The organism is Pseudoalteromonas ostreae, assembly GCF_018069805.1.
Lineage (GTDB): Bacteria > Pseudomonadota > Gammaproteobacteria > Enterobacterales > Alteromonadaceae > Pseudoalteromonas > Pseudoalteromonas ostreae.
Window position 1 is genome coordinate 150,847 of the sequence record NZ_JAGPYN010000008.1, and the last position, 25,929, is coordinate 176,775.

Consider the following 25,929-nt stretch of genomic DNA (forward strand, 5'->3'; position numbering starts at 1 on the left):
ATAAACATAAGAATACGAAATTAACATTTATTTAACTTTGGTGCTATACCTTTTGTTCCCAGTTGGGGATCTTTTTGATATTGATACAAGGAACAAAAGATGAAAAATAACATAATTAACCTCACGCTCGCAGGTATTTTAGGCGTGTCACCTGCGGTATTTGCAGAAGGCCATAATAACGATAACTTTTCATTTACAGCACAGTCTATTGAATCACTAAAATTAAACTCTTTACTGACTGTTGATGATACTCAATTTGTATTTAATAATGTCTTATTGAATGAGGATTGGGATAACTTCTTTGCTCTACACGCCCCTGCACTGGAAGATAAAAAAGAGCTTCTTTTGCATTGGGCAGGCTTTACCAGTATTAACCCGAAAATTATTTTAGCCTTGATAGAACAGCAAAGTGGTTTACTTTCAAACCCTGATGCTGACATCACTAACCCGTTAGCAGGTTTATCTGATGAGCAGGGTTTTGACGCGCAAGTAGAAGATGTCGTAACAAAATTAAGCCAGCGGTTTTATGCTTACAAGCAGTGGCAAGATAGCCACAGCCAAGTGACGGCAAAAACATCAAAATACACCAGCACGGCTATTACTAACTCACCTAGTACCTATAGTAGTACTGCTGCAACTGCTGCCCTGGTTAGTGTGTTTAAAAGCCGTAATAAATTGGCAGTGGATCAGGATAATGTTAATCACGCGAATGGCGATTTAACTAGTTTTTTAGCCACTTTTGATAGTTTATTCCCTGAAAGTAGTATGCAACTACAACGTTCATCAAAAAACTCAGCGCAAAATAGCAATCAGCAGTTGGTTGCGGCTAGTTTTTCAATGAACTTACCATGGTCATCAGGTTATTATTGGTACAGCGGTGGGGCTCACTCTAATACTGGCTCTGGTTATCCATATTCATCCCTTGATTTTAATAATGGCTCTGGTGGTTGGGGCGCAAATACACCCTACGTACAAGCGGCGCATGGCGGTACTGTCACGCGCTTTTCCTCATGTAATATCCGCGTAACACACTCCAGTGGTTATTCAACCAACTATTATCATATGTCTAATCTACAATATAGCAGTGGCGATTATGTGCAACCTGGCGCATGGCTTGGCCGTTATGCTAATAACTATAATCAAGCGTTATGTGAAGGAGGTCAATCATCTGGCCCACATGTACATTTCACTTTGTTATATAACGGCCAGCAGGTGTCACTGCACAACCAGTATATCAGTGGTCATCGTATCGATGTCGGAAATAGCAACTACGATGCCAATTGTAATCGTTTCTACTTTGAGCGAAATGGCTATCGTACTTGTGCATGGGACCGTTTATATCGTTAATATAATTGATTTACGTAATAATATAGTTGACCGCCTTTAACATAGTTATGGGCGGTTTTTTTAGCTGTTGCTAGGCTAGATGATTGAATTTTACCCTCACAGGACATATTAATAAGCTACACCTGTTGATAGGACCTCGTAATGGTAAATGGATTATTAATATTTGCGCTGATTGCGTTTGTGGTTGTTTATTGGCGATGGCCTATGATTCAGAGTTACCTATGGCAGAAAAAATACCAAGAATTCCGTTTAGACGACAAACAAAAAGCGTTGCTAATACGCTGTATGCCTATCTACCAAAAAATGACGGATGCTGATCGGGAAAAGTTAGAGCGTCATATTGTCTGGTTTTTAAATGAAAAACGTTTTATTGGCTGTGATGGTTTAAAGCTCAATGATGCGATGAAACTAATCGTTGCTGCTGATGCATGCGTTTTAGTACTCAATAAACCATGGCCTTTATACCAAAATGTGAAAGAAATTTTGCTTTACCCAAGTGCATATTATGCACCGCAAATGTCCCGTGACGGCGCTGGGTTGGTAAGTTATCACAATACAGTACGTCAAGGGGAATCATGGCCTGGTGGCACTTTAGTGCTGAGTTGGCATGATGTGCTTGAAGGGAACCGCTTACCCAGTGACGGACATAATTTAGTGTTTCATGAATTTGCTCACCAACTCGATCAAGAAACAGGTAAAACCACAGGTACGCCGTTGTTAGCAAAGCAAACGGATTATCAACAATGGGGGCGTATTTTTAGCCGTGCTTATAACCAGCTAAAAACTCATGTTGCGTATAATATGCCCCATGTTATTCATAGTTATGGTGCGACTAATGAAGCCGAATTTTTTGCTGTACTCACAGAAACCTTTATTGAAAAACCCGCAGAGCTGCGCCATTACGACCCTGAAATATATAGTTTGTTGGTCGGTTATTATCAGTTTGACCCGATAAAATGGCATTAACCGTCAAATAACTACGCTTTATCAGATATCGCTGGTAACTTGTTGCTGATTTTGTTGCAATCAATATTAATAAGTAATAATAAACAACAAGAACAGGCGAGAATGGAATGAAAAAAATGCTTCATACAGCAATGGCTGTAGCTGTGTCACTGGCGCTATATGGCCAGGCTCAGGCAGAAGATAATGATGACAAAAAATGGCAAGTGGATGCGCCACAAGGGCAATTTGTTGATGTTAATATTAGTGTCTCTCAAGGCACTTGGATGAATATCGATGTCAGTCCTGATGGCAAAACCATTGTGTTTGATTTGCTGGGCGATATTTATTCTATGCCGATGGCTGGTGGCACGGCGGTGCAACTTACTTCTGATATTGCTTGGCAAATGCAACCGCGTTTTAGTCCTGATGGTAAACATATTGCGTTTACCTCTGATCAAGGTGGCGGCGATAATATCTGGTTGATGGATTTAAACGGTGAGAATCAAACCGCGGTAACCGATGAAACGTTTCGCTTATTGAACAGCCCTGCATGGAGTCCCGACGGCGACTATATTGTTGCTCGTAAGCATTTTACAGCGAGCCGTTCATTAGGTGCAGGTGAAGTATGGCTTTATCATAAAGCGGGTGGCAAAGGTGTACAACTCACTAAACGTGAGAATGATCAAAAAGATTTAGGTGAGCCGATGTTTTCACCTGATGGCCGATATGTTTATTTTTCACATGATGCAACGCCGGGTAAAACCTTTCATTATTCAAAAGATTCGGTTGCTGGCATTTATAAAATCAAGCGTTACGATCGCGAAACGGGTGAGATAGAAACGATTATTGATGGTATGGGTGGCGCGATCAGACCAACCCCGTCGCCAGACGGTAAGAAGCTTGCGTATATTAAACGAGATGATTTTCAAACTAGCCTCTACTTATATGACTTAACCAGCGGTAAGCACACTAAGTTATACGGTAAGCTTGAACGTGATATGCAAGAGACTTGGGCTATTCATGGTGTGTATCCAACCATTGCATGGACACCAGATAATAACCAACTGGTATTTTGGGCCGGCGGTACTATTCATAAACTTGATGTGCAAGATGGCGATGTAGAAACCGTGCCATTTGAAGTAAAAACCAGTAAAAAAATTCAACAAGCAGTGCGTTTTACACAAAACATTGATAGCGATGAATTTGCTGTAAAAATGTTGCGTAATGTACAGATTTCACCGGATGCTGAAACAGCAATTTTTGAAGCGCTAGGACATATTTATAAACGTGATTTAGAGTCAGGAAAAATAAAGCGTTTAACTAAACAAGATGACCACTTTGAGTTGTTCCCGCAGTTTTCCCGTGATGGTAAAAAAATTGTTTATGTAACCTGGGACGATAATCAACAAGGTGCTGTTCGAGTTGTCTCTGCACGCAGTGGTCGCGGTGATGATATTACCACAGAGCCAGGTAAATATGTTGAACCAACATTCAGCCCTGATGGCAAAACGGTGGTGTACCGTAAAGCCTCAGGAGGCAGCATTTTAAACCCTGATTGGTCACTGCATCCGGGTATTTATGCAGTGAGTAGCAAAGGCGGGAAAGCTGAGTTAATTTCTAAAAGTGGTTATCAGCCACAATTCGCAGCAGCAAATGATCAAGTTTTTGTGATGAGCCCATGGCCTAAGCCAACGCTGAGTGTGGTTGAACTTGATTCTAAAAAAATCACTAAGCTTTATGAGTCAGAGCATGCTACTGAGTTTAGAGTATCGCCTGATGGCAAGTACCTCGCTTTTGCTGAACGTTTTAAAGTGTTTGTTACGCCATTAGTGCAAAGTGGTAAGACTATCAATATTGGCCCAAAAGACAGCCAGTTCCCGATTGAACTATTATCTGTTCGTGCCGGTGAGAATATCAGCTGGAGCGCCAGTAGCGATAAACTGTATTGGACGCTAGGCCCAGAGCTTTATCATGCAAGTTTGGCAGGTTTATTTGATATCAATAAAGCGGATGACGCTGACTTTAAAGTAAAAAGTGGCGATAACATTGGCTTTAGTAGCAAAATGGCTGAACCAAAAGGCATGATAGCTTTAACGGGCGCACGTATTATTACTATGCAAGGTGAGCAAGTTATTGAAAATGGCATACTACTAACCGATGGTAAACATATTAAAGCCGTTGGTAATGCAGCTGAGGTGAGCATTCCCAAAGGCGCACAGGTAATTGATGTATCTGGCAAAACAATTATGCCAGGGATTGTAGATGCGCATGCGCATGGTTCACAAGCCAGCGATGAGATCATTCCTGAGCAAAACTGGAAGAACTTAGCGGGTTTATCGCTGGGGGTAACCACTATTCACGATCCATCAAACGATACAACAGAGATTTTTACAGCCAGCGAACTGCAAAAAGCGGGGATTATTGTAGGCCCGCGTATTTTCTCTACGGGTACTATTTTATATGGCGCCAATATGCCAGGTTATACGTCGCATATTGATTCATTAGAGGATGCAAAATTTCACCTAGAGCGTTTAAAGAAAGTTGGCGCATTTAGTGTTAAGTCATATAACCAACCACGTCGTGAGCAACGTCAACAAGTTATTGAAGCAGGTCGTGAGCTTGAGATGATGGTGGTGCCAGAAGGAGGCTCATTATTGCAACATAATTTAACTATGGTGGTTGATGGCCACACTGGGATTGAGCATTCAATACCAGTGGCAAATATTTACGACGATATTAAGCAGCTTTGGTCACAAAGTGATGTGGGCTATACGCCAACCTTAGGAGTTGCGTATGGCGGTATTTGGGGTGAAAACTATTGGTACGATAAAACAGATGTGTGGAATCACCCGCGCTTAAGTAAATTCGTGCCGAAAAACCAATTACTACCGCGTTCAATGCGCCGTGTTAAAGCACCCGATCACCACTATAATCACTTTAATAATGCCCGCGTTGCAAAAGAGCTACAAGATTTAGGGGTGTTAGTGAATTTAGGTGCGCATGGTCAGCGAGAAGGACTTGCTGCGCATTGGGAGATATGGATGTTTGTCCAAGGTGGTATGAGTCCACTAGAAGCTATTCGTGCGGCGACGCTTGATCCGGCAAAGTACATCGGTCTTGATAAAAACATTGGCTCATTAGAAGTCGGTAAACTGGCTGACTTAATGGTGATCGATGGTAATCCACTGACTAATATTCGTGATACAGATAAAGTTGATTACACAATGATCAACGGTCGGTTATTTGATGCCGCAACTATGAATGAAGTTGGCAAAAAAGCACGCGACAAACTGTACTTTGAGGATAAGTAATTATTAGCGCATAAATCAAAAGCCGCTTAATTGCCAACACCGATCAATTCAGAAATTGGTCGGTGGACTGCAAAAAACGATCATATGGCAATAGCTCTACCTTTTAATTGATAGGGCTCTATCGTGAACGCTCAATTAATGATATTGACCAGTTAAATTTGGCTGACATTATTTCAAACGTGAATATACCATGCATTATTGCGTACGATCGGTATAATGCGCCATTGGCCGATTGGGCCTTAAAATTATTGAGAGAAAATATGAGTTTTGATGGGTTAGGTTTATCACAGTCTTTAGTTAATGCGGTTTTAGAAAAGGGCTATGAAACGCCAACACCAATTCAGGCTCAAGCTATTCCTGCGATCATTGCAGGTCGTGATGTTATGGCAGCAGCGCAAACAGGCACAGGTAAAACAGCGGGCTTCACTTTACCGTTAATTGAGCGTTTATCAACAGGCCAAAAAGCTAAAGTTAACCAAGTTCGTGCGTTAATTTTAACCCCAACCCGTGAGCTGGCACTTCAAGTAAGCGAGAACGTTGAAGAGTATGCTAAGCATTCTAATATCAGTTCTTTTGTTGTGTACGGCGGTGTTAAAATTAATCCGCAAATGATGCGTTTACGCAAAGGCGTAGATATTTTAGTTGCCACTCCGGGGCGTTTAATGGATTTGCATAACCAAAATGCCTTGAAGTTCGATAACCTTGAAGTGCTGGTGCTTGATGAAGCTGACCGTATGCTTGATATGGGCTTTATTCATGACATTAAACGTATTATCAGCAAGTTACCGGCTAAACGTCAAAACTTGATGTTTTCAGCGACGTTCTCAGACGATATTAGAGCGCTTGCGAAAGGGCTTATTAATGATCCGGTCGAAATTTCAGTCGCTGCAAAAAATACCACGGCAAAAAGTGTTACCCAATGCGTTTATGCGGTAGATAAAGCACGTAAAACCGCCTTGTTAAGTCATTTAATTCGTACTAATGATTGGCAACAAGTGTTGGTATTTAGCCGCACTAAACATGGTGCAAACCGTTTAGTAAAGCAGTTAGAGCGCGATGATATTGTTGGCGCTGCAATTCATGGTAATAAATCTCAAGGCGCGCGTGTTAAAGCGCTTGAAGGCTTTAAAAGTGGCGAAGTACGCGTACTTGTGGCAACGGATATTGTTGCCCGTGGTTTAGACATTGTTGAACTGCCACATGTCGTTAACTATGATTTGCCTAATGTGTATGAAGATTATGTGCATCGTATTGGTCGTACCGGCCGTGCGGGGGCATCTGGCGACGCAATTTCATTTGTAACACCGGAAGATGCTGATGACTTATACGGTATTGAACGTTTTATCGGTGAATTGATCCCACGTGCAAAAGAAGCTGGTTTTGAGCCAACAAAAGGAGTGCCTGAAAGAGAGCTTGATGCACGACCTATCAAACCTAAAAAGCCTAAAAAAGCGGGTCAGCCTTTTTCTAAACCTAAGTCTGATAGCAAAAAGCCAAATAATAACGGCGGTAATGGCACCGGTCCACGCCGTGGTGGTTCAGGTAAAAAACCTGCTGCTAAAGCCGCTGGTGAGCAAACACAAAACCCATGGGCTAAGCGTCAATCTGTTGGTGGCAGCGGTCAACGTCGTCGCTCTGGTAATGATGGCGCGAGTAACACGTAATAATATTTTTGATAAAAAACGCGCCTAAGCTGGCGCGTTTTTTATACATTTTACTTCTATAATGCTTTGAGATAATTAACTGCTAAGCCAATAAATAAGGTGATGGTGACACTTAAAAGTGTACCGAGCATGACATATTCGGTGAGCTTTTTATCTTTACTGGCACGTAAGTCGCCAAAGCGAAACACTGATTTTGCTGCTAATAAAAAACCAACGCCAGCCAACTGATCCAGCAAAATAAATGTAAGCATTAATACTCGCTCAAGCATGCCAATACTTTGCCCCGCTGCGGGTAAACTTCCTGTGGAGCTAAACCCAATGGTGAGCCGCTCTAACATCATACGAATGAACACAGCACTGGGACTCAATACCAGTAAATAGCCACATAGCACCCATAACGTAGTGGGGGTTATCAGCCATTGCCAAATACTGGTTATAAATTCACTGTTGTCGCTCAACCATACTGTGAGTAGTACTATCACGACTAGATGAGCAAGCTGATCAATAATAAATGGCACAACCCCTTTATTTGAATATGATTTTGCTAAATCAATTAAGTAGTGGGTCACGATAACAATAGCTGTGGCAATACCGATACGCGAGAGCTCTTGCCAGCCAAAACTAAACTCCCACCAGCTGACAATAGCTGCTGTAGTTAGGCCGTGCACTAGCACATGCAAGTACAGTTTTTTAGCACGAAAGTGACGTGTATTACGGTTATTAACCCAACTCATTGGCTGCCAATAAAAATCAGCTAAAATATGACCGATAAATAATGCAACTAATAACAACATAAAACTCATTTTTTTACTCCTATCACGGCATTAGCAATGGCCTGCTCTGCATAGTCTAAAAAACGCTCGATCAACTGATAATGTGCAAGATTAAGTAACTTGGTCACATTCTCACGACTGGTTTTTAATTGTTTAGCAAGTTCACTATGTTGATTGTTTTCTGCGGTTAAATAGACATATAAGGCATTCGCTTGTTTGTGTGTCATTTTGCTCAGGAGCACGTCAATAAAAGCTAGGTTAAGGGCTAAGCCATCGTTTTTGAGTTCAGCAATACTGCTCAGAGTAAAGCGTTGGTTATGGATTTCGTCAAGACCGTGCCCCGATAATGTAAAAGCAGAGCCTGTTGCTGTTTTAATATCGGCTCTAGCATTATCTATTTCACCAATGGCAAGGCTTTGACGAATTTCATAGCCGGTGGCTTTAAGGTGTAAGTAAAGCAGCACTGCGACACGGCATACTTGGGCTGGTTGATTTATTTGCACCTGAAACGCATCGCCTCGATAAATAATACTTTGTCCTAGATGGCGCTGAGTAATAGCTCGCAGACTTTGGTCAAGCTGGTAGAGCATTGCATCGTAGTCGTGCTTTGGAATATGTTGTGATTTGATCACATCACCGCTGATCACCGCAATCATAAATGTCCTTGATTTAAGTTACATAAAGAAAAGTAACCAATTTTGGTTACATGCTATAATGTAACTAATTTAGGTTACTTGTAAGCTAAATGCAAGGGCTTCAAATTAGTCAGGGTATGCTACAGTAGTGTGATTAATTTAAAAGAGATAACGCATGAGTCAAGAAATACATAGTACAACGGAGAAAAAGCCGAGAGTGGGGATTTTTGTCGATGTCCAAAATATTTATTACACCTGCCGAGAGAGCTATCGAAAAAACTTTGATTACAATGCCTTTTGGGCAAAAATCAGTCATGACTATGATATTGACTGCGCGATTGCATATGCAATTTATCGTGGGGACGAAAAGCAATCTCAATTTCAAAATATTCTTCGTGCGATTGGTTTTGAGGTAAAACTAAAACCATTTATTCAGCGTAAAGATGGCAGTGCAAAAGGCGATTGGGATGTTGGTATCACCATCGACATGCTAGAACAAGGTAAAAACCTCGACAAAGTTATTTTACTCTCCGGCGATGGTGATTTTGCCTTATTACTGGGTCATTTACAGCATCATTATAATGTACCGTGTGACGTCTATGGTGCTGATAGACTGACGGCTGATGTATTAAAACAAAGTGCGGCACAGTTTTTTTGTATTGATGATTCCCTGTTACTTTAAAAGTCATGCATTAAAAATATTTAGCATGATGCAAGCGCACTTTTATAGCATTTAATGTTAACTATATCGAGGTTAGAATGGCAAAGTTGGCGATTACTAATACGATCCGTGCATTACGGTTTCAGCCTAATGAAATGACGTAGCAGCAATGAGCTGAAGTCGTGGGGTGACGCGACAAACAATTGCTGTAATTGAAGTGGTAAGCTGGATGCATATTTCGCATTTTTATTTATATTTTTTGGTCATTTTAGTTATGAAAATAGTATTATAAATCACTATTTTGTTGTTTTTTTAGGTAATAATATCGTTTTAAAACCTTATTGTTAGGTTAAAAATAGTTGACACTAATTCAATTGATATTAATTATTTATTTAATTCAGTTAATTAGAGATATGTGAAAATTTTTATAAAAACTTAATGACAACGCTGTCATTTTTTGTGTAACATTAATTCAACATAGGTTGCGGGTGAATCGCATTAAGATAATAAAAAACATGCGATTAATACAAATATAAAACGAAGGTTAGAGGTCGTTAAATGATGGCTAAGAGTGCGAATGAGGACCAATTGTATATTGGTATCGACGGTGGCGGAACTAAGTGTCGTGCAACTATATACTCTGAGCAATACGGGGTATTAGGAACTGGTTTAGGTGGCCCTGCGAATCCATTACATGGGTTGGAGCGCACATTAGAGTCAATAATGGTATCTACACAATTGGCAATGCGCGATGCAGGTTTGCCATTAGAGTCTATTCATCAAGTGTATGCCGGTTTAGGGTTGGCGGGTGTTAACTTACCAAACCTATATGAAAAAATAACTGAGTGGGAACACCCCTTCAAACAACTGTTTTTAACTACTGACTTACATACGGCGTGTATCGGAGCTCATGAAGGCGGTGATGGTGCTGTGATAATCACCGGCACTGGCTCATGTGGTTTTTCATATGTAAAAGGGCTGTCGGTGAATTACGGGGGGCATGGTTTTGCACTTGGCGATAAAGGCAGTGGCGCATGGATGGGTTTAGAGGCAATTAAAGCGGTGTTAATGGAGCTAGATAGCTTAGGGCCTCACACGATAATGACGCCAGTGGTTAAAGAGCATTTTAATGTCACCACAGCAATGGGCATTGCAGAGCAAATGGCCGGACAACCGTCAAGTATTTATGCAAAGCTTGCTCGCTATGTATTTGACGCAGCACACCAAGGCGATCAAATTGCTTTAGCAATTGTAAAAGACGGAGCGCAATACGTGAGCCAGTTAGCACATCGTTTATTAGAAAATAACCCACCGCGTTTATCTATGATCGGTGGCCTGGCTGAGCCTTTAAATCAATGGCTTGATCCAGTAATTGCAAAACTTGTTGAAGTACCAAAGCAACCGCCTGAAATGGGCGCAATTTATTTTGCGCAGCAATCAGTATTAGAGCAAGACCAAAAGGTAGCACTGTAATGAAAACCTTCTATCGCGCGACACGTTTGTTCACGGCTGAAAAATTTATAGATAATGCATTATTCAGCGTTGAAAATGGTGTTTTTCATCTAGAAACAACCACTACTGGCAGTGTTATTGAGCTAGATGGTTTAGTTGTGCCAGGCTTTATTGATGTACAAGTAAATGGTGGTGGCGGGGCATTTTTTAATGCCGAGCAAAGCACACAATGCCTAGATTGTATCGTAAAAGCGCATGCTCAATTTGGTACAACGGCATTGATGCCAACACTTATCTCCGATAAAGTTGAAACAATGCAAGCCGCTGCTGATGCAGCAGCAAAATCAATACGCGAAGGGGTCGCGGGTGTATTAGGTATTCACTTTGAAGGTCCGCATTTATCTTTTCCAAAAAAAGGCACACACAGCGAGCAGTTTATTCGCCCAATTAGCGAACAAGAGTTTGCCATTTATGCGCGTCAAGATTTAGGTATCAAAATGGTTACCTTAGCGCCAGAAAATGTCAGTATTGCAGATATTGAGCGCTTAGTGGCGTGTGGTGTAAAAGTATCACTTGGTCACACTAATGCTGATTATGCAACGACAATAGCGGCACTCAATGCTGGCGCCGATGGGTTTACACATTTATATAATGCGATGTCGCCGTTTACATCACGTGAACCCGGTGTAGTTGGCGCGGCGCTTTGGCATGATAACAGCTGGTGTGGCTTAATTGTTGATGGGCACCATGTACATCCATTGTCTGCACAATTAGCTATTCGCACCAAACAGCGCGGCAAAATTATGTTAGTCACTGACGCAATGCCGCCAGTGGGGACCGATGATATGGAGTTTGATTTTTTTGACGGGCGCAAAGTAATTCGTACTGGGGATAGATTAAATTCAAGTACAGGCGAATTAGCAGGCAGTGTATTAGACATGGCCAGTGCAGTGCGTAATACCATTAATACATTGGATGTAAGCCTCAGTGAAAGTTTACGCATGGCTGCATTGTATCCAGCAGAATATTTAGAGCTCAAGAAAAAGGGACGTTTACTTGATGGCTTTGATGCAGACTTTGTGGTGCTCGATGAATACCAGTTTGTAAAAGCCACTTATATTGCAGGTAATGCAGTGTAACGTTTCCCCTGGAAAAAAACCCGCCGTTGTATCGCGGGGCTTTTTTGTTTTAAGAGTAAAAAATATGACAACAACAAGCACAGTTGAAAAACCGACTAAAAGACGTCTTGCATCACTTGATGCATTACGTGGTATGGATATGTTTTGGATTTTAGGGGGGCAATCTATCTTTGCCGCTTTATTTGTCTTAACTGGTTGGACTGGCTGGAAAGTCTTTGCAGCACATACCGTACACAGTGCTTGGCATGGCTTTACTTTTTACGATTTGATTTTTCCGTTATTTATCTTTTTATCAGGTGTGGCGATGGGCTTAGCACCAAAACGCATCGATCATCTGCCATGGCATGAGCGAAAAATTTTTTATGCTAAAGCGTTAAAGAGGTTATTGCTATTGTGCGGGTTGGGGGTGATGTATAACCATGGTTGGGGTACAGGGATCCCGCTTGCATTTGATGAAATACGTTATGCGAGTGTACTTGGTCGAATAGCGATTGCATGGTTTTTCTGCGCAATGTTAGTGTGGCATACCAGTATTCGCGCACAAGTATTTACAGCAATCGCTCTCTTGCTGGGGTATTGGCTCTTGATGTGTTTTATTCCTGTACCAGGCGGAAGCGCTGGTGATTTTAGTGCACAGGGGAGTTGGAATGCATGGTTTGATTCGCATTTTTTACCAGGTATTAGTTATCAAAATAGAGCTGTCGATCCCGAGGGCGTGTTATCGAGTCTCCCAGCTATCGTGAATGCTATGTTCGGGGTATTTGCAGGGCAACTAATCGCCAGAGCAAGTAAGATTGGCGAATGGCAAACAGCAGGCATATTATTTGTTGCAGGTGTTGTGAGTGTTTGCTTAGGTTGGCTTTGGGATCTACAGTTTCCAGTTAATAAAGAATTATGGACCAGTTCATTTGTTTTAGTCACAGTCGGCTGGAGCGCTATGTTATTAGCTGTATTTTATGCATTGGTTGATATTCTTAATGGCCAAAAACTGGCTTATCCGTTTGTAATTATTGGCGCTAACTCAATTATTATTTATTTGGCATCAAGCTTAGTTAATTGGGAGTTTATAAGCCATAGCGTGTTTGGTGGCTTTATTGCAGCTGCAGATACAGACTGGCAACCACTTATAGGTGTGGTTGCGCTTTTACTGGTACAAATGCTTTTATTGCATTGGATGTATAAGCGAAAAATATTTGTCAGTGTTTAGCAGGCTAATGTACAGCGCAGTAAAAAAAGTAGATTTTTATTCACTTTTACTTTACAAAATAAAATTGAATGGTAATAATGACAGCGTTGTCATAATGGTATTGACCAAATAGTGTATCCCTGTTTGGTTTGATCTAAGGCCCAATCCGATTGCACATGGGATTGGGACTTAGATGCCATTTTTTCATCAACTAATTTAATAACTGAGCAAACTAATATGCAAATAGTAATTTTAAATGATGCAGCAGCCGTAGCAGCATATGGCGCAAATATTTTCTCAACACAATTACAAAAAAAACCAACGTCAGTGCTCGGTTTAGCAACAGGCTCTACGCCAGTTGCGTTATATCAAGAATTAATTACTAAAAATAAAGCGGGTGAGATTTCATTTTCACAAGCCACAACGTTTAATTTAGATGAATATTTAGGGTTAACGGGCGATCATCCACAAAGTTACCGCTACTTTATGAATGAGCAACTGTTTAGCCATATTGATATTAATAAAGATAATACATTTGTACCGTCGGGGGATGCTCTAAACCCAATTACAGCATGCAAAGAATACGAAAACAAAATAGTTGCAGCAGGCGGTGTTGATGTACAGTTATTAGGTATCGGACGTAATGGGCACATTGGCTTTAATGAGCCTTCATCAGGGCTATGTTCACGTACTCGCGTAAAAACCCTGACTAAAGCAACCGTTGACGACAATGCACGCTTTTTTGCTGAGGGTGAATATCAGCCACATCTATCAATTACCATGGGTATTGGTACTATTTTAGAAGCGAAAAAGGTTGTTTTACTTGCTACCGGTGAAAATAAGGCTCATGCAGTGCATGCTATGATTGAAGGCCCGTTAATGGCTAAATGTCCAGCATCTGCGCTTCAGTTACATAAAGACGCAGTGATCGTTATTGATAAAGCGGCTGCAAGCAAACTGGAAGATTTAGAATTTTATCAGCATATCGAAGCTGAGAATCAGAAATTACAAACGCGCTTATCAAGTTTGTAATAAATAAAGAATTTATTGTGTGTTCAAAAAGCCCGTAAGGGCTTTTTTTTGCCTATCTATCAGAGAGTAATAAGTAGGCTTTACAGTTGTGTTATGTTAGTTTTAGCCATCTAAATAATAAAAAGGACACGCATGCTTAATTACAGTCAAATGCTACTCGATCGTGCCTCTAACCTACGTAAAGACCCTACTTGGCTAGCCACTCAGATTAATGAACTAAGTCGTTGGCTATTAGTGAATAATAATCAGACTTTATTTGATAGTAATAGTTGTTCTGTGACGTTTTTGAGCTTCACAACAGTGCGTGATTTAGATTTAACTGAGGCGATATTCTTAGGTTTGGACGAGCTTAAAACCAGCCACTTTGCACTTGATGTAAGCCAATTAGATGAAACACTATTGGCGCAACTGGTTGGTAATGCTGAGTTTGTCGATATTCGTCGCTTTGGGGTGCAAGTGGAAATCGCACAAGGCTCAATGGCTGCACTAGCGCGAGGTTTGTGTTACTGGCATGCAACTCATCGTTTTTGTGGGCGTTGTGGCAGCAAAAACGATCTTATTGAAGCGGGTCATTCACGTTTATGTAGTAATGATGGGTGTAAACACCAAACATTCCCACGAACTGATCCGGCCGTGATCATGGTGGTAACGCGGACATTTGCAGATGGTGTTGAACGCTGTTTACTTGGTCGTCAGGCTGTGTGGACAACAGGCATGTATTCATCATTAGCTGGTTTTGTTGATCCGGGTGAAAGCCTTGAGCAAGCGGTGGCGCGTGAAGTAATGGAAGAAGCGGGCATTGTGGTTGAAAATGTTAGATATATTGCCTCGCAACCGTGGCCATTTCCATCATCAATTATGTTGGGCTTTATTGCTGAAGCCGTTACGGAAGATATCCAGGTTGATAAAGACGAACTAGATGATGCGCAGTGGTTTAGTCGTGAAGAGCTCGCTCAATTTGGCAATTGGCACGAAGAGGGGAAGCAATTAAAGCTACCTAGAAGCGATTCTATCTCGCGCTATTTAATCGACTATTGGTGTAATTTGCAAGATTAAGCATAGTGAAGAGTATGTTCTAACGAAATAATTTAAGGATTAATGATGACGACAAAAAGTGATAAAAATACGCTGTTAGTAAGTACCGGACGTAAAAAAGCATATACACATGGGGTGGTTAACCCTGTAGTGCAACGTGCATCGACAGTTGTTTTTGATTCAGTGGCAGAACTTAAAGAAGCGGCAAAAAAACGTGGCGATAAAACACTTTTTTATGGTCGTCGTGGTACTACTACACATTTTGCATTACAAGAAGCGATCACTGAGCTTGAAGGGGGTGAAGGGTGTGCACTTTATCCATGTGGTGCAGCGGCAATTAGTAGCACGTTATTGGCTTTTTTGAAAGCGGGCGATCATATCTTAATGGTAGATACTACTTATGAACCTACTCGTGATTTTTGCGATAAAATTTTAGCTGGCTTTGGCGTTGAGACTACCTATTACCCACCAACAATCGGAGCTGATATTAAAGCGCTGATCAAAGAAAATACCAAAGTGCTGTTTTTAGAGTCGCCAGGTTCTATCACTATGGAAATTCAAGATGTACCGGCAATGGTTGCGGTTGCCAATGAGCTAGGCGTAATGACCATACTGGATAACACCTATGGTAATGGTTTGCATTATCGCCCATTAGAGCACGGGGTGGATATTAGTATTCAGGCGGCGACTAAATACATTGTGGGTCATTCTGACGTAATGATGGGCGTAGCCGTTGCCAATAAAAAGTACTGGCCTACATTACGCGAACAGTCCTATTTACTTGGTCAGTGTACCTCGGCGGATGATGCATACTTAGCACTACGTGGTTTACGTACCATGGCAGTGAGGCTAAATCAGCATGAAACAGCCGCGATTGAAGTCGCGAAGTGGTTAGAGCAGCATCCGCTTGTTGACCATATTCGCCATCCAGCATTTGCAACCTGTCCGGGTCATGAGTTTTTTAAGCGTGATTTTGATGGCAGTAATGGTTTGTTCTCATTGGTTATGAAACAAGGGAACCAAAGCGCGATTGATGCATTTTTGGATGGCTTAAATCATTTTAAAATGGGTTTTTCGTGGGGCGGCTTTGAAAGTTTAGTAACGGCTAATTTAACTATGAAGGGATTACGCTCAGTAACGGGTTGGACGCAAGGGCCTGTGATCCGTTTACATATAGGCCTTGAAGACGTGGACGATTTGATTGCTGATTTAAGCCAAGCACTCGATATATATCAACAAAATTTGTAGCCTGAGGATCAATAAGACTACATTATTTGTTACAAAGCTCGTATTAATACGGGCTTTTTTGTGCTAGTAATTCAACACGTTTGCCCTTAGTGTAAGTAGTAGATAAATTAATAAGGAATATTTGTGACACAAATCCACCCTCTGCGATTATTAAAGATTGCCCAGTTTGAACTCGTGCGATTATTTTTAACTAAGCGCGGCTTACTTGCTGTTGCCGCATTTTCGATTTGCTGGTTATTGATTTTACGTTATCCGATAGGTCAAGCTGTCAGCTTAATTAGTTCGCCCCAAATAGCCGATTTAGCACAACAAGTGTTTGGTGCTATTGGGCTGAGTAAATTACTCGATTGGCCTGAAGCTGAATTAGCTATGTATTGGTTAATTGCATTGTATAGCTTTCCTAGTTTTTGCTTGTTTTTATGTAGTGACCAACTTGTTGGTGATAAACAACGAGGAACACTACGCTTTTTATCTCTAAGAGCTACCCGTAATGAAATGTTATTTGGCCGCTTTTTAGGGCAGGTATTTATTTTAGCAGCATTACTACTTGTTACCTTGGTAGCTTCAGTTGCAGTTATGGTATTTAGAGATCCAGCATTATTAGTCAGTGGCATAACTCGTAGCTTTATTTTGTTCTTTTATTTATTAATTGCTGTTTTGCCTTTTATAGCACTCATGACGTTGTTAAATACTTTTGCACGTTCAGCACGTTTAGCTGTGGTGCTTGCTGTATTATTTTTTGCTGGTGGTAATATTGTGGTCAGTATTTTAAGCTGGCAAATCCCCATGTTTGCAATGCTTAATAATGTTTTCCCTGGTGTACAACTTGACCAAATGGCAGGGCAAAACGCAGGAATATTTAATAGCATTGGCATTGCGTTAATACAAACTACCGTGATGCTAGCGATTGCTCAGCGTATCTTTGCAAGGAGTTCTCTATGAGCACATTAATTCACGCAACAGGTTTAACTAAGCAGTATGGTAATAAATTAGCCCTCGATCAGGTAAGTTTTGAAATACAACAAGGCGCGCCAGTAGCACTGGTTGGGCCAAATGGCGCAGGAAAAACTACCTTGTTTAGTTTGTTATGCGGTTATATTTTACCAACTAAAGGCACGCTCAATATTATTGGGAATAACCCTGGCAGTAGTGAATTATTTGGCAAACTCAGTGCGTTACCACAAGATGCTCAACTTGATCCGCGCTTTAGTATCGCTCATCAACTGGCGTTTTATGGTCAGCTGCAAGGGCTGTCAAATAAGCAAAGTCACGCAGAAGCGATCCGCGTACTTGAGTTAGTCGGACTAGCTGACGTTGCTAAACAGCGTTCTGATGATTTATCACATGGAATGCGTAAACGTGTCACCATAGGTCAAGCGTTGATCGGGAAACCACAAATAGTCATGTTGGATGAAGCAACCGCTGGGCTTGATCCTATTCATGCTCGCGAAGTACGCGAAGTGGTTGCGAATCTTAGCAGTGAGGCTACCTTCATTTTAAGCTCGCATGATTTAACTGAACTAGAACGCTTATGTTCACATGTACTGCATCTTGATAAAGGTAAGCTCACAGAGCATCCAACACACAGTGATCATAATGAACTAGAGTCTGGATTTATTACATTGTTACTGAGCGAGCATTACCCGGATGTTGAAGCAAAAATACAAGCTTTAGCAGAAGTGTCTAAAGTATATATGAGTCAAGCTAAAGAATATGTTATTGAGTACCAAAAAACGGCGACACCATTTGATATCACCATACTGCAACATTGTTATCAGCAAGGTTGGCGTTATCGCCAATTGGTAAACGGGCATACATTAGAAAATCAAATATTTAAACAGGAGCAAATATAATGGGTTTATTAAGTGGTTTAATGGGGAATGCCAGTGAAGTTGATGACGCTGATTTAGAAAAAGTATTGGCAAATACCTTGATTGAAGGTGAACAAGTCGAAAAAGCCTATAAAGTGGTACGTGACATGTTTATTTTTACTAACAAACGTTTAATTTTGTTGGATAAGCAGGGGGTCACGGGCTCAAAAATAGAGATGATCAGTATCGCTTATTCAAAAATTACCAAGTTTAGTAAAGAAAGTGCCGGTCATTTTGATTTAGATGCTGAATTAAAAATTTGGGTTGGCTCTGATCCAACACCGATCAGTAAAGACTTTAAATCGGGTGATAATATCAATGATGTGTACCGGATAATCAGCCAGTTCGCGCTTTAATTATAATTGAGCGCTTAAAACGGTAGCGATTAACATCCTTGCTCGCTACCTTATTTTACATTTTGTTTCCTTTTATTACATTTTTATAATTAAATACAAGTACTTAGTTAAGTTTCTGTTCAGTTTACTCGCGTTAGGATGTGCCCGTCTTAACCAACCGGTTAAACATTAAACCTTGTAGCAATAAAACAATGTAAAATAGGGAAATCTTTTTATGAAAAAATTAGCAGTTATTATTTCGAGTATTCTTCTTTCTAGTGCCGCGACTGCTGCGGATAACTATCAGTCAATTAGCCATTTAGGATATAAGGACACCGATGGCAACGACACAGTGAGCGTTGATTCAAAATATTACTTCTCTCCAAAAGCGACTTTAGGTCCTTACGATCAATTTGAGTACATCAATAAGCAAACCAACGTATATGGTTCATACGTTGATAATGACTCTAGTGATGTAGCAACTATTGGTGGTGAGTATTTCGTTGAGAACTTCGTTGTGGGTGCTGAGTACAGCAATAATGACATTGACGCTGGTTCAAGCACTGATGTAATTAAACTGTCTGCAGGTTACTTCTTTAATCCTAATCTTCTTTTAAAAGCAACATTTGAAGATGTTGAAGATGGCGAAAATCGTGTTGTATTTGATTTAGCATACAACCACCAGTTAAACAGCACAGATTACATCGGTTTCACTGTAACATCTGATGACGAGTTTGATTACCGCGCCGTGAACGCTAAATACTTCATGGATCTTAAGCAAGGTAACTACCTAACTGTTGAAGGTACTGTTTCAGATACTGATAATGGTAGCAGCTCTTGGAAACTTGGTTCAAACTACTACTTCACTAAAGCAACATCAGCGTTTGTTACATTTAACAAAAACGATGATTACACGTTTGGTGCTCAACATTTCTTCAACAAAAATGTTGGTTTAAAAGCAGGTTACGGTAATAACTGGGATGATTCTGGTTATGACGCTTACTTTGCAAATGTAAGCTTACAGTTCTAATCAAACTGTAAATTTAGTACTGCAATACTAAAAAAGCCCGCTCAATTGAGCGGGCTTTTGCATTTTTGCTATTTAACTAGTTTACTTACCAACCACATTGACGGCCTTTATTTTGCTCATCAAGGTATTTTTGCAGTGGTGCAAAGTAATCAAGTAGGGCTGCTGCATCCATTTCAGGTTTACCTGTTATGCTGGCTAATGCTTCTTGCCAAGGGCGGCTTGAACCCATTTCTAGCATCGCATTGAGTTTTTCACCGGCTTCTTTAGAGTTATATACTGAGCAGCGATGAATGGCTTCTTTGTTACCAGCAATTTCACATAAACTACGGTGGAAATCAAACTGTAAAATATGCGCTAAGAAGTAACGGGTATACGGTGTGTTACCTGGCACATGATATTTTGCACCTGGATCAAAGTCAGCTTCGCTTCGTGCTATAGGTGCTTTTACACCTTGGTATTTTTCACGTAATTCCCACCATGCCTTATTGTAGTTTTCAGGCGTTACTGCACCTGAAAATACTTGCCAACGCCATTGATCCACAAGTAAACCAAATGGAATAAACGCTACTTTATCCAGCGCCATTTTCATTAGTAAGCCAATGTCTTTTGATTCATCAGGAACTTGCTCTAATAAACCAATTTCTTTTAAGTAACCAGGTGTTACCGAAAGCGCAATGGTATCGCCAATAGCTTCGTGAAAACCGTCGTTAGCACTTTCTTGATAATAAAGCGGTTGGGTATTGTAAGCACGTTGATAGAAGTTGTGACCTAACTCATGGTGAATAACCGAAAACTCTTCGCCAGTACGTTGAATACACATTTTAATGCGTAAATCGTCTTTACTATCTATATTCCACGCTGAGGCATGGCACTGGACATCGCGATCCGCAGGTTTTGTGAATAACGAACGTTCATAAAAGGTGTCAGGTAAAGGCGCAAAGCCCATTGAAGTGAAGAATTTTTCAGCGCCTTTAACCATTTTTAGTTCATCGTAGTTATGCTCGGCGAGTAACGCGGTTACATCATAACCAGGATCGGCATTTTCAGGTGCGACTACATCGTAAATGTTACCCCACGATTGCGCCCACATATTACCTAATAAATGCGCTGGGATAGGTTGGTCTTGTGGTACTTTGTCTTCACCGTATTTTTCACCTAACTTGGCACGAACATGACAATGCAGCGAATCATATAATGGTTTTACTTGCCCCCAAATACGATCAAGCTCTGTTGCAAAGTCATCTGCTGGCATATCGTATTTACTACGCCACATTGCGCCAGAGTCTGCATAACCAAGTTCTTTTGCACCTTCATTGGTTAATACAACTTGCTGCTCATACAGTGGTCGCATTGGCTTTGAAACCTGGCGCCAGCCCTGCCATAAATCAAGCAGTTCGTTGTAATCACGGCTGGTGGCCATTGTTGCAGTCATATCACCTAGGCTTAAACAGCTGCCATCGTCTTTACAATATTTACCTTTGCCGTATATACCGCCAAGTTCTGCCACAAGCTGTGATAGTTTTGCTGTTTTTTCTGCATCTTGTGGAGCAGGTAAAGTCAGTGCCAATTTTAATTTATCGAGTTTACGGCGTGCGTCGTAATCAAGTTTGAGTGAGTCAAACTGTGCAGCTTCGTTAGCAAGGCGAACCACTGCGGCAGTCATCTTACGGTTTACTTCTGCTGATAGTGCCGATGTATCGTGAATAATAAAATTTGCGTAAATCCATTCAGCACGACTTGATTCTAAGTATAGCGCACTGAGCTCTTGCTCTGTGGCATCTAAAAAAGCTTGTGCATCTTTTGCGGTTGTCGGTGCTGGGCTGGCAGTTTGCGCTGTGGTGTTATTAGCTTCTTGGTTACAGCCAGTTAATGCTAATGTGCTGGCAACCATTATTGCGCTCAAACTGAGCTTAAAATGTGGAGTAGTCATGTTGATCCTTCTATTTGTTATTTATCGTGTCAGATGATAGCAGCGTCACTGTGTTAGGGAAAGTTTATCAATAGCTGGAGGCTCTGTGTAGGGCAATGCTAGTTTACGGTGGCATTGTATTTATTAAAGGATCGGTCATAATTAAGCCAATGCATTTCATTAATTAATAAGGATAGTTGTCATGTCAGTATTTATCTTGTTACTAGTGTTGGTGATAGTTATTTTTGCGGTAAAAGATATCCGCTTAAACCTAGTCAGCCGGCCGACATTTAAAATGTTTAAAAAGGTATTACCGCCGCTATCGCAAACTGAGCGTGAAGCGATGGAAGCGGGCGACGTGTGGTGGGATGGAGAACTATTTAGTGGCAATCCTGATTGGCAAGTACTTCATAGCTACCCAAAGCCAGAATTGAGCGAAAAAGAACGAATATTTTTAGATAATGAAGTGGAAACACTGTTGGCGATGCTTGATGATTATCAAATTGTGCAAAAAGATAAAGACTTGCCTACCGAAGTATGGGATTACCTAAAGAGCCAAGGTTTCTTTGCGCTGATCATTCCTGAGAAATTTGGCGGACGGCAGTTTTCAGCAATCGCAAACTCAACCATTGTGGCTAAAATAGCCACTAAAAGTTTAACAGCAGCAGTTACAGTTATGGTGCCTAATAGCTTAGGCCCGGGTGAATTGTTATTTCACTATGGTACTAAAGAGCAACAGGAACGTTGGTTACCTAGTTTAGCCAGTGGTAAAGATGTGCCGTGTTTTGCTCTAACAGGCCCTGAAGCAGGCTCTGATGCGGGCAGTATTCCTGATTCAGGCGTAGTGTGTAAAGGTGAATTTGAAGGCCAAGAAGTTATAGGCTTACGATTAAATTGGTCAAAACGCTATATTACGCTTGCACCCGTAGCAACGGTTCTGGGACTTGCTTTTAAAATGTATGATCCCGATGGATTACTTGGTAAACATAAAGAGCTAGGTATAACCTGTGCGCTGATCCCAACAGATCACCCAGGTGTGGAAACGGGGGAGCGCCATTATCCACTAAATATGGCGTTTATGAATGGTACAACTTACGGTAAAGATGTGTTTATTCCGCTTGATTGGATCATTGGTGGTCAACAAGGTGCTGGGCGAGGCTGGCGGATGTTGGTTGAGTGTTTAAGTGCTGGTCGCGGTATTTCATTACCCGCACTGAGCAGTGCAACTGGGCACTTATGTGCACGTATGACATCAGCCTATGCGATGGTACGCCAACAATTTGGTGTTTCTATCGGGCAGTTTGAAGGCGTACAAGAGGCGCTGGCTCGTATCGGTGGATTAACCTATAGCCTTGAATCATGCCGCTTAATGACTGCCGGAGCTATTGATTTAAAATTAAGTCCATCAGTGGTGACTGCAATAGCTAAATACCATATGACCGAAATGGGCCGTACGGTAATGAATGATGCTATGGATATTCATTCAGGTAAAGGGATCCAAGTGGGGCCAAATAACTATTTAGCGCACGGTTATATGGGCATTCCTGTCTCAATAACTGTTGAAGGGGCGAATATTTTAACCCGTAATCTGATGATCTTTGGACAAGGCGCAACCCGTTGCCACCCATTTGTACTCAAAGAAATGGAAGCCGCAGCAATGGAAGATGATGATCTTGCGTTAAAAGAGTTTGATTCATTATTACTGCAACATATTTTATTTGCGGCTACTAATGCAAGTATGGCTTTTGTACATGGATTAACGCGTAGCTATTTTGCTAAATCGCCTGTGTGTGGTGCAACAGCAACGTATTATAAGCAACTAGGGCGTATGAGCCGTGGGCTTGCTTTTAGTACTGATGTGGCCATGTTAGTACTTGGTGGTGAGCTTAAACGCAAAGAGATGATTTCAGCGCGTTTAGGGGATGTATTAAGCCATTTATACTTGGCATCTTGTGTATTAAAACGTTTTGAAGACGAGGGGCGTCAACAAGCTGATCTCCCGTTCGTAAAATATGCGGTTGAATTGTCATTGTTTGAAATTGGCCAAGCATTTGACGGTTTTTTCAAAAACTTTTCAAACCCGGTTATTAATTTCATTTTAAAACGTATTGTATTTCCGCTTGGTAATCATTACCAGCGGCCAAGTGATGAGCTTGCGCAAGAAGTTTGTGAGCATATGACGCAACCTGGCGTGTTTAGAAATCGCTTAACACATTTATGTTATGTGGATGATAATGCAGGTACTGGGGTGATGGAAAATGCCTTTATGGCAATGCATAACACCAGCGCCGCCTTTAAACGATTGAAGAAATGGCAACGCGACGGCACACTTAATCGTAACGTTGATATTGCAACTGCAATCGACAGTGCGCTTGAAAAACAGTTAATAACTGATGAGCAAGGGGAAAAGCTACATGCTGCAAATAACCTACGTAAACAGGCAATTGCGGTAGATAATTATCAGCCAGGTGAACTGTAATATGAAAAACTAAAAAGCCTTGCTGCGAGCAAGGCTTGTTAAGCTAGCTAAATATTTAATATAAACTGTTAGCGTGCAAATGGATCGGCATTGATTTTATCAACATACCAATTGCCTTTTTTACGCACCATTTTTACGCTGCGCATATCATCAACTTTATTCCCATTGAAGTGGCCGGTGAAAATAAGGTTGATATTGGCTGTATCACCGTACTGCTCTCTTAAACTCATATTAGTCATATCAATTTCAATTACCACATCATCGTATTGCATGTTGACTAAATTGCGGGCAAATTGTTTTGAGGTGCCATAAGATTTCATGATCCGTGCCATTTTAGGTGTCGCCATGGTAGTGGCTTTACTCAGATCCTGTTTGTTATAAAGTGTATCAAAAAATAGTGCCGCGCTATTTCCTGGGGTATTTTTTTCACCTTTTGGTGAATCTTCATTTCCACAGCCGCTTAACAGCAGTAAGAATGTAGCAATGCAAAGAGTTATAAATGATTTCATTAGATAAATAGATTTATTAGTGATGATTTAGTGTGTGACGAAATGCGTCAGATGTAAAGTTTGCGATAAGAATTAGTGATGTGATTGCAATAAATAATAAAAAGGATGCAGTTTGCATCCTTTTTTAAAAGTTATTTGAGCTTATTGAACCAGCTCTTGCTCTGAAAACTCTTCAGCAAAAAGTGGGCTTGATAAATAACGTTCAGTTGCACTAGGTAAAATTACTACGACATTTTTACCGGCATTTTCAGGTAATTCAGCAATGCGTTTTGCCGCAACAACCGCAGCGCCTGATGAAATACCAACTAATATACCTTCTTTTTTCATCAGCTCGTGAGCCATTGCTATACATTCTTCATTAGACACCTGCTCTACACCATCAATCATTGATAGGTCTAAATTACCAGGAATAAAGCCAGCGCCTATGCCTTGAATTTTATGTGGTCCAGGCTTAATTTCTTCACCAGCGAGTGTTTGGCTGATCACTGGCGAATTAGTTGGTTCAACAGCGATTGATTTTACATCAAGGTCTTTTTCAAGTTTCAAATAACGGCTAACACCAGTAATTGTACCACCAGTACCCACACCTGCCACAAAGAAATCAACTTTACCATCTAGTGCATTAAAAATTTCTGGGCCTGTAGTTTCAAAGTGAATTTTAGGGTTTGCAGGGTTTTCGAATTGTTGTAATAAAATAAACTTTTCAGGGGCTGCTGCTTGAATTTCCTTAGCCTTAGCGATCGCACCATTCATACCTTTAGCGCCATCAGTAAGTACAAGGTTTGCACCGAGTGCTTTTAATAGTTTACGGCGTTCTAAGCTCATGGTGTTTGGCATCGTAAGCGTTAACTTGTAACCACGAGAGGCTGCAACAAATGCCAGTGCAATACCGGTATTACCTGATGTAGGCTCAATTAGTTCTTTATCTTTTGTCAACTCTCCTGATTTTTCAGCTTCCCAGATCATTGAGGCACCAATACGGCATTTGACACTAAAGCTAGGATTACGCGATTCTATTTTAGCAAAAACATTACCTGTCGTTACACGGTTTAGTTTTACTAACGGTGTGTTACCAATACTGAGTGAGTTATCTTCAAAAATAGTAGACATAATGTTCCCTTAGGTGCAATTTATTCAATCGTGACCGATTTTTATGTAATCGATCTGTAATAGTGACACTCTACTGCTGAATTAAAAAAACTAAAGTAAAGTTTGGCTATAAGATATATCTATTCGGCTTATAACTGAATGAAATAAAAATAGCGACTGCCTATATGTATAGTTATTAAAACAAAAATACTATTAAACTATGCTGACATAGGATTATTAGGGGTACAAATACTGAACAATCTTAGTATGCGCTAGATC

Annotated in this window: 21 protein-coding genes; 16 read left to right on the plus strand and 5 right to left on the minus strand. The window is 40.9% G+C overall.

The genetic code is table 11. From position 1 onward, the window contains the following. Positions 1–99 precede the first annotated feature (99 nt). The 4 genes from J7338_RS08605 to J7338_RS08620 all read left to right on the plus strand — a co-directional run bounded on the left by J7338_RS08605 (position 100) and on the right by J7338_RS08620 (position 7,267). Entirely contained in the window at positions 100–1,347 is a 1,248-nt protein-coding gene (locus tag J7338_RS08605; protein WP_210796679.1) for a M23 family metallopeptidase, read from the plus strand. Between the two features lie 141 nt (positions 1,348–1,488). Continuing rightward, a complete protein-coding gene (locus J7338_RS08610; protein WP_210796681.1) occupies positions 1,489–2,313 on the plus strand; it encodes a M90 family metallopeptidase in 825 nt (274 codons plus the stop codon). Between the two features lie 107 nt (positions 2,314–2,420). Further along, positions 2,421–5,603, plus strand: a complete 3,183-nt coding sequence (locus J7338_RS08615) for an amidohydrolase family protein (RefSeq protein ID WP_210796683.1) — start codon at positions 2,421–2,423, stop codon at positions 5,601–5,603. Between the two features lie 260 nt (positions 5,604–5,863). Beyond that, positions 5,864–7,267: a DEAD/DEAH box helicase gene (locus J7338_RS08620; RefSeq protein WP_210796685.1), complete on the plus strand. Its 1,404-nt coding sequence runs from the start codon at positions 5,864–5,866 to the stop codon at positions 7,265–7,267. Positions 7,268–7,323: 56 nt separating this feature from the next. Here J7338_RS08620 and J7338_RS08625 read toward each other — a convergent pair whose 3' ends face one another. After that, positions 7,324–8,070: a DUF3307 domain-containing protein gene (locus J7338_RS08625; protein ID WP_210796686.1), complete on the minus strand. Its 747-nt coding sequence runs from the start codon at positions 8,068–8,070 to the stop codon at positions 7,324–7,326. After that, positions 8,067–8,696, minus strand: a complete 630-nt coding sequence (locus J7338_RS08630; RefSeq protein WP_210796688.1) for a hypothetical protein — start codon at positions 8,694–8,696, stop codon at positions 8,067–8,069. The genes J7338_RS08625 and J7338_RS08630 overlap by 4 nt, the downstream gene beginning before the upstream one ends. A gap of 154 nt (positions 8,697–8,850) precedes the next feature. Between J7338_RS08630 and J7338_RS08635 the strand changes: the two genes are divergently transcribed. From J7338_RS08635 to J7338_RS08685, 11 genes are all read left to right on the plus strand, one after another. Further along, positions 8,851–9,357, plus strand: coding sequence for a LabA-like NYN domain-containing protein (locus J7338_RS08635; RefSeq protein WP_210796689.1), 507 nt, complete (start codon positions 8,851–8,853; stop codon positions 9,355–9,357). Positions 9,358–9,894: 537 nt separating this feature from the next. Further along, positions 9,895–10,809, plus strand: a complete 915-nt coding sequence (gene nagK, locus J7338_RS08640; RefSeq protein ID WP_210796691.1) for an N-acetylglucosamine kinase — start codon at positions 9,895–9,897, stop codon at positions 10,807–10,809. Next, positions 10,809–11,927: an N-acetylglucosamine-6-phosphate deacetylase gene (gene nagA, locus J7338_RS08645; protein WP_210796693.1), complete on the plus strand. Its 1,119-nt coding sequence runs from the start codon at positions 10,809–10,811 to the stop codon at positions 11,925–11,927. The genes nagK and nagA overlap by 1 nt, the downstream gene beginning before the upstream one ends. 64 nt (positions 11,928–11,991) lie before the next feature. Beyond that, positions 11,992–13,134: a transmembrane glucosamine N-acetyltransferase NagX gene (nagX, locus tag J7338_RS08650; RefSeq protein WP_210796695.1), complete on the plus strand. Its 1,143-nt coding sequence runs from the start codon at positions 11,992–11,994 to the stop codon at positions 13,132–13,134. A gap of 216 nt (positions 13,135–13,350) precedes the next feature. Next, a complete protein-coding gene (nagB, locus tag J7338_RS08655; protein WP_210796697.1) occupies positions 13,351–14,145 on the plus strand; it encodes a glucosamine-6-phosphate deaminase in 795 nt (264 codons plus the stop codon). A gap of 132 nt (positions 14,146–14,277) precedes the next feature. Then, positions 14,278–15,201 carry an NAD(+) diphosphatase gene (gene nudC, locus J7338_RS08660; RefSeq protein WP_210796699.1) on the plus strand — a complete coding sequence of 308 codons (924 nt, stop codon included), beginning with the start codon at positions 14,278–14,280 and terminating at the stop codon, positions 15,199–15,201. A 45-nt stretch (positions 15,202–15,246) separates the two neighbouring features. Next, entirely contained in the window at positions 15,247–16,428 is a 1,182-nt protein-coding gene (locus J7338_RS08665) for a cystathionine beta-lyase (protein ID WP_210796721.1), read from the plus strand. 123 nt (positions 16,429–16,551) lie between these two features. Further along, positions 16,552–17,370 (plus strand): ABC transporter permease subunit, encoded by an 819-nt coding sequence (locus J7338_RS08670; RefSeq protein ID WP_210796701.1) that lies wholly within the window; start codon positions 16,552–16,554, stop codon positions 17,368–17,370. Beyond that, the gene (locus J7338_RS08675; protein WP_210796703.1) at positions 17,367–18,281 is read left to right on the plus strand and encodes an ABC transporter ATP-binding protein; all 915 of its coding nucleotides are present in this window, start codon (positions 17,367–17,369) and stop codon (positions 18,279–18,281) included. The genes J7338_RS08670 and J7338_RS08675 overlap by 4 nt, the downstream gene beginning before the upstream one ends. After that, positions 18,281–18,655: a PH domain-containing protein gene (locus tag J7338_RS08680; protein ID WP_210796705.1), complete on the plus strand. Its 375-nt coding sequence runs from the start codon at positions 18,281–18,283 to the stop codon at positions 18,653–18,655. Before J7338_RS08675 ends, J7338_RS08680 begins: the two co-directional genes overlap by 1 nt. 214 nt (positions 18,656–18,869) lie before the next feature. After that, entirely contained in the window at positions 18,870–19,664 is a 795-nt protein-coding gene (locus tag J7338_RS08685) for a putative porin (RefSeq protein WP_210796706.1), read from the plus strand. A gap of 85 nt (positions 19,665–19,749) precedes the next feature. Here the strand turns inward: J7338_RS08685 and J7338_RS08690 are convergent, their stop codons facing one another. Beyond that, positions 19,750–21,594 (minus strand): M2 family metallopeptidase, encoded by a 1,845-nt coding sequence (locus J7338_RS08690; protein ID WP_210796707.1) that lies wholly within the window; start codon positions 21,592–21,594, stop codon positions 19,750–19,752. A gap of 181 nt (positions 21,595–21,775) precedes the next feature. Between J7338_RS08690 and J7338_RS08695 the strand changes: the two genes are divergently transcribed. After that, positions 21,776–24,052: an acyl-CoA dehydrogenase gene (locus J7338_RS08695; protein WP_210796708.1), complete on the plus strand. Its 2,277-nt coding sequence runs from the start codon at positions 21,776–21,778 to the stop codon at positions 24,050–24,052. 68 nt (positions 24,053–24,120) lie between these two features. Here J7338_RS08695 and J7338_RS08700 read toward each other — a convergent pair whose 3' ends face one another. Beyond that, positions 24,121–24,561, minus strand: a complete 441-nt coding sequence (locus J7338_RS08700) for a hypothetical protein (protein ID WP_210796709.1) — start codon at positions 24,559–24,561, stop codon at positions 24,121–24,123. Positions 24,562–24,702: 141 nt separating this feature from the next. After that, complete coding sequence (cysK, locus tag J7338_RS08705; RefSeq protein ID WP_210796710.1) at positions 24,703–25,671, minus strand: cysteine synthase A; 969 nt, start codon at positions 25,669–25,671, stop codon at positions 24,703–24,705. Between the last annotated feature and the right edge of the window lie 258 nt (positions 25,672–25,929).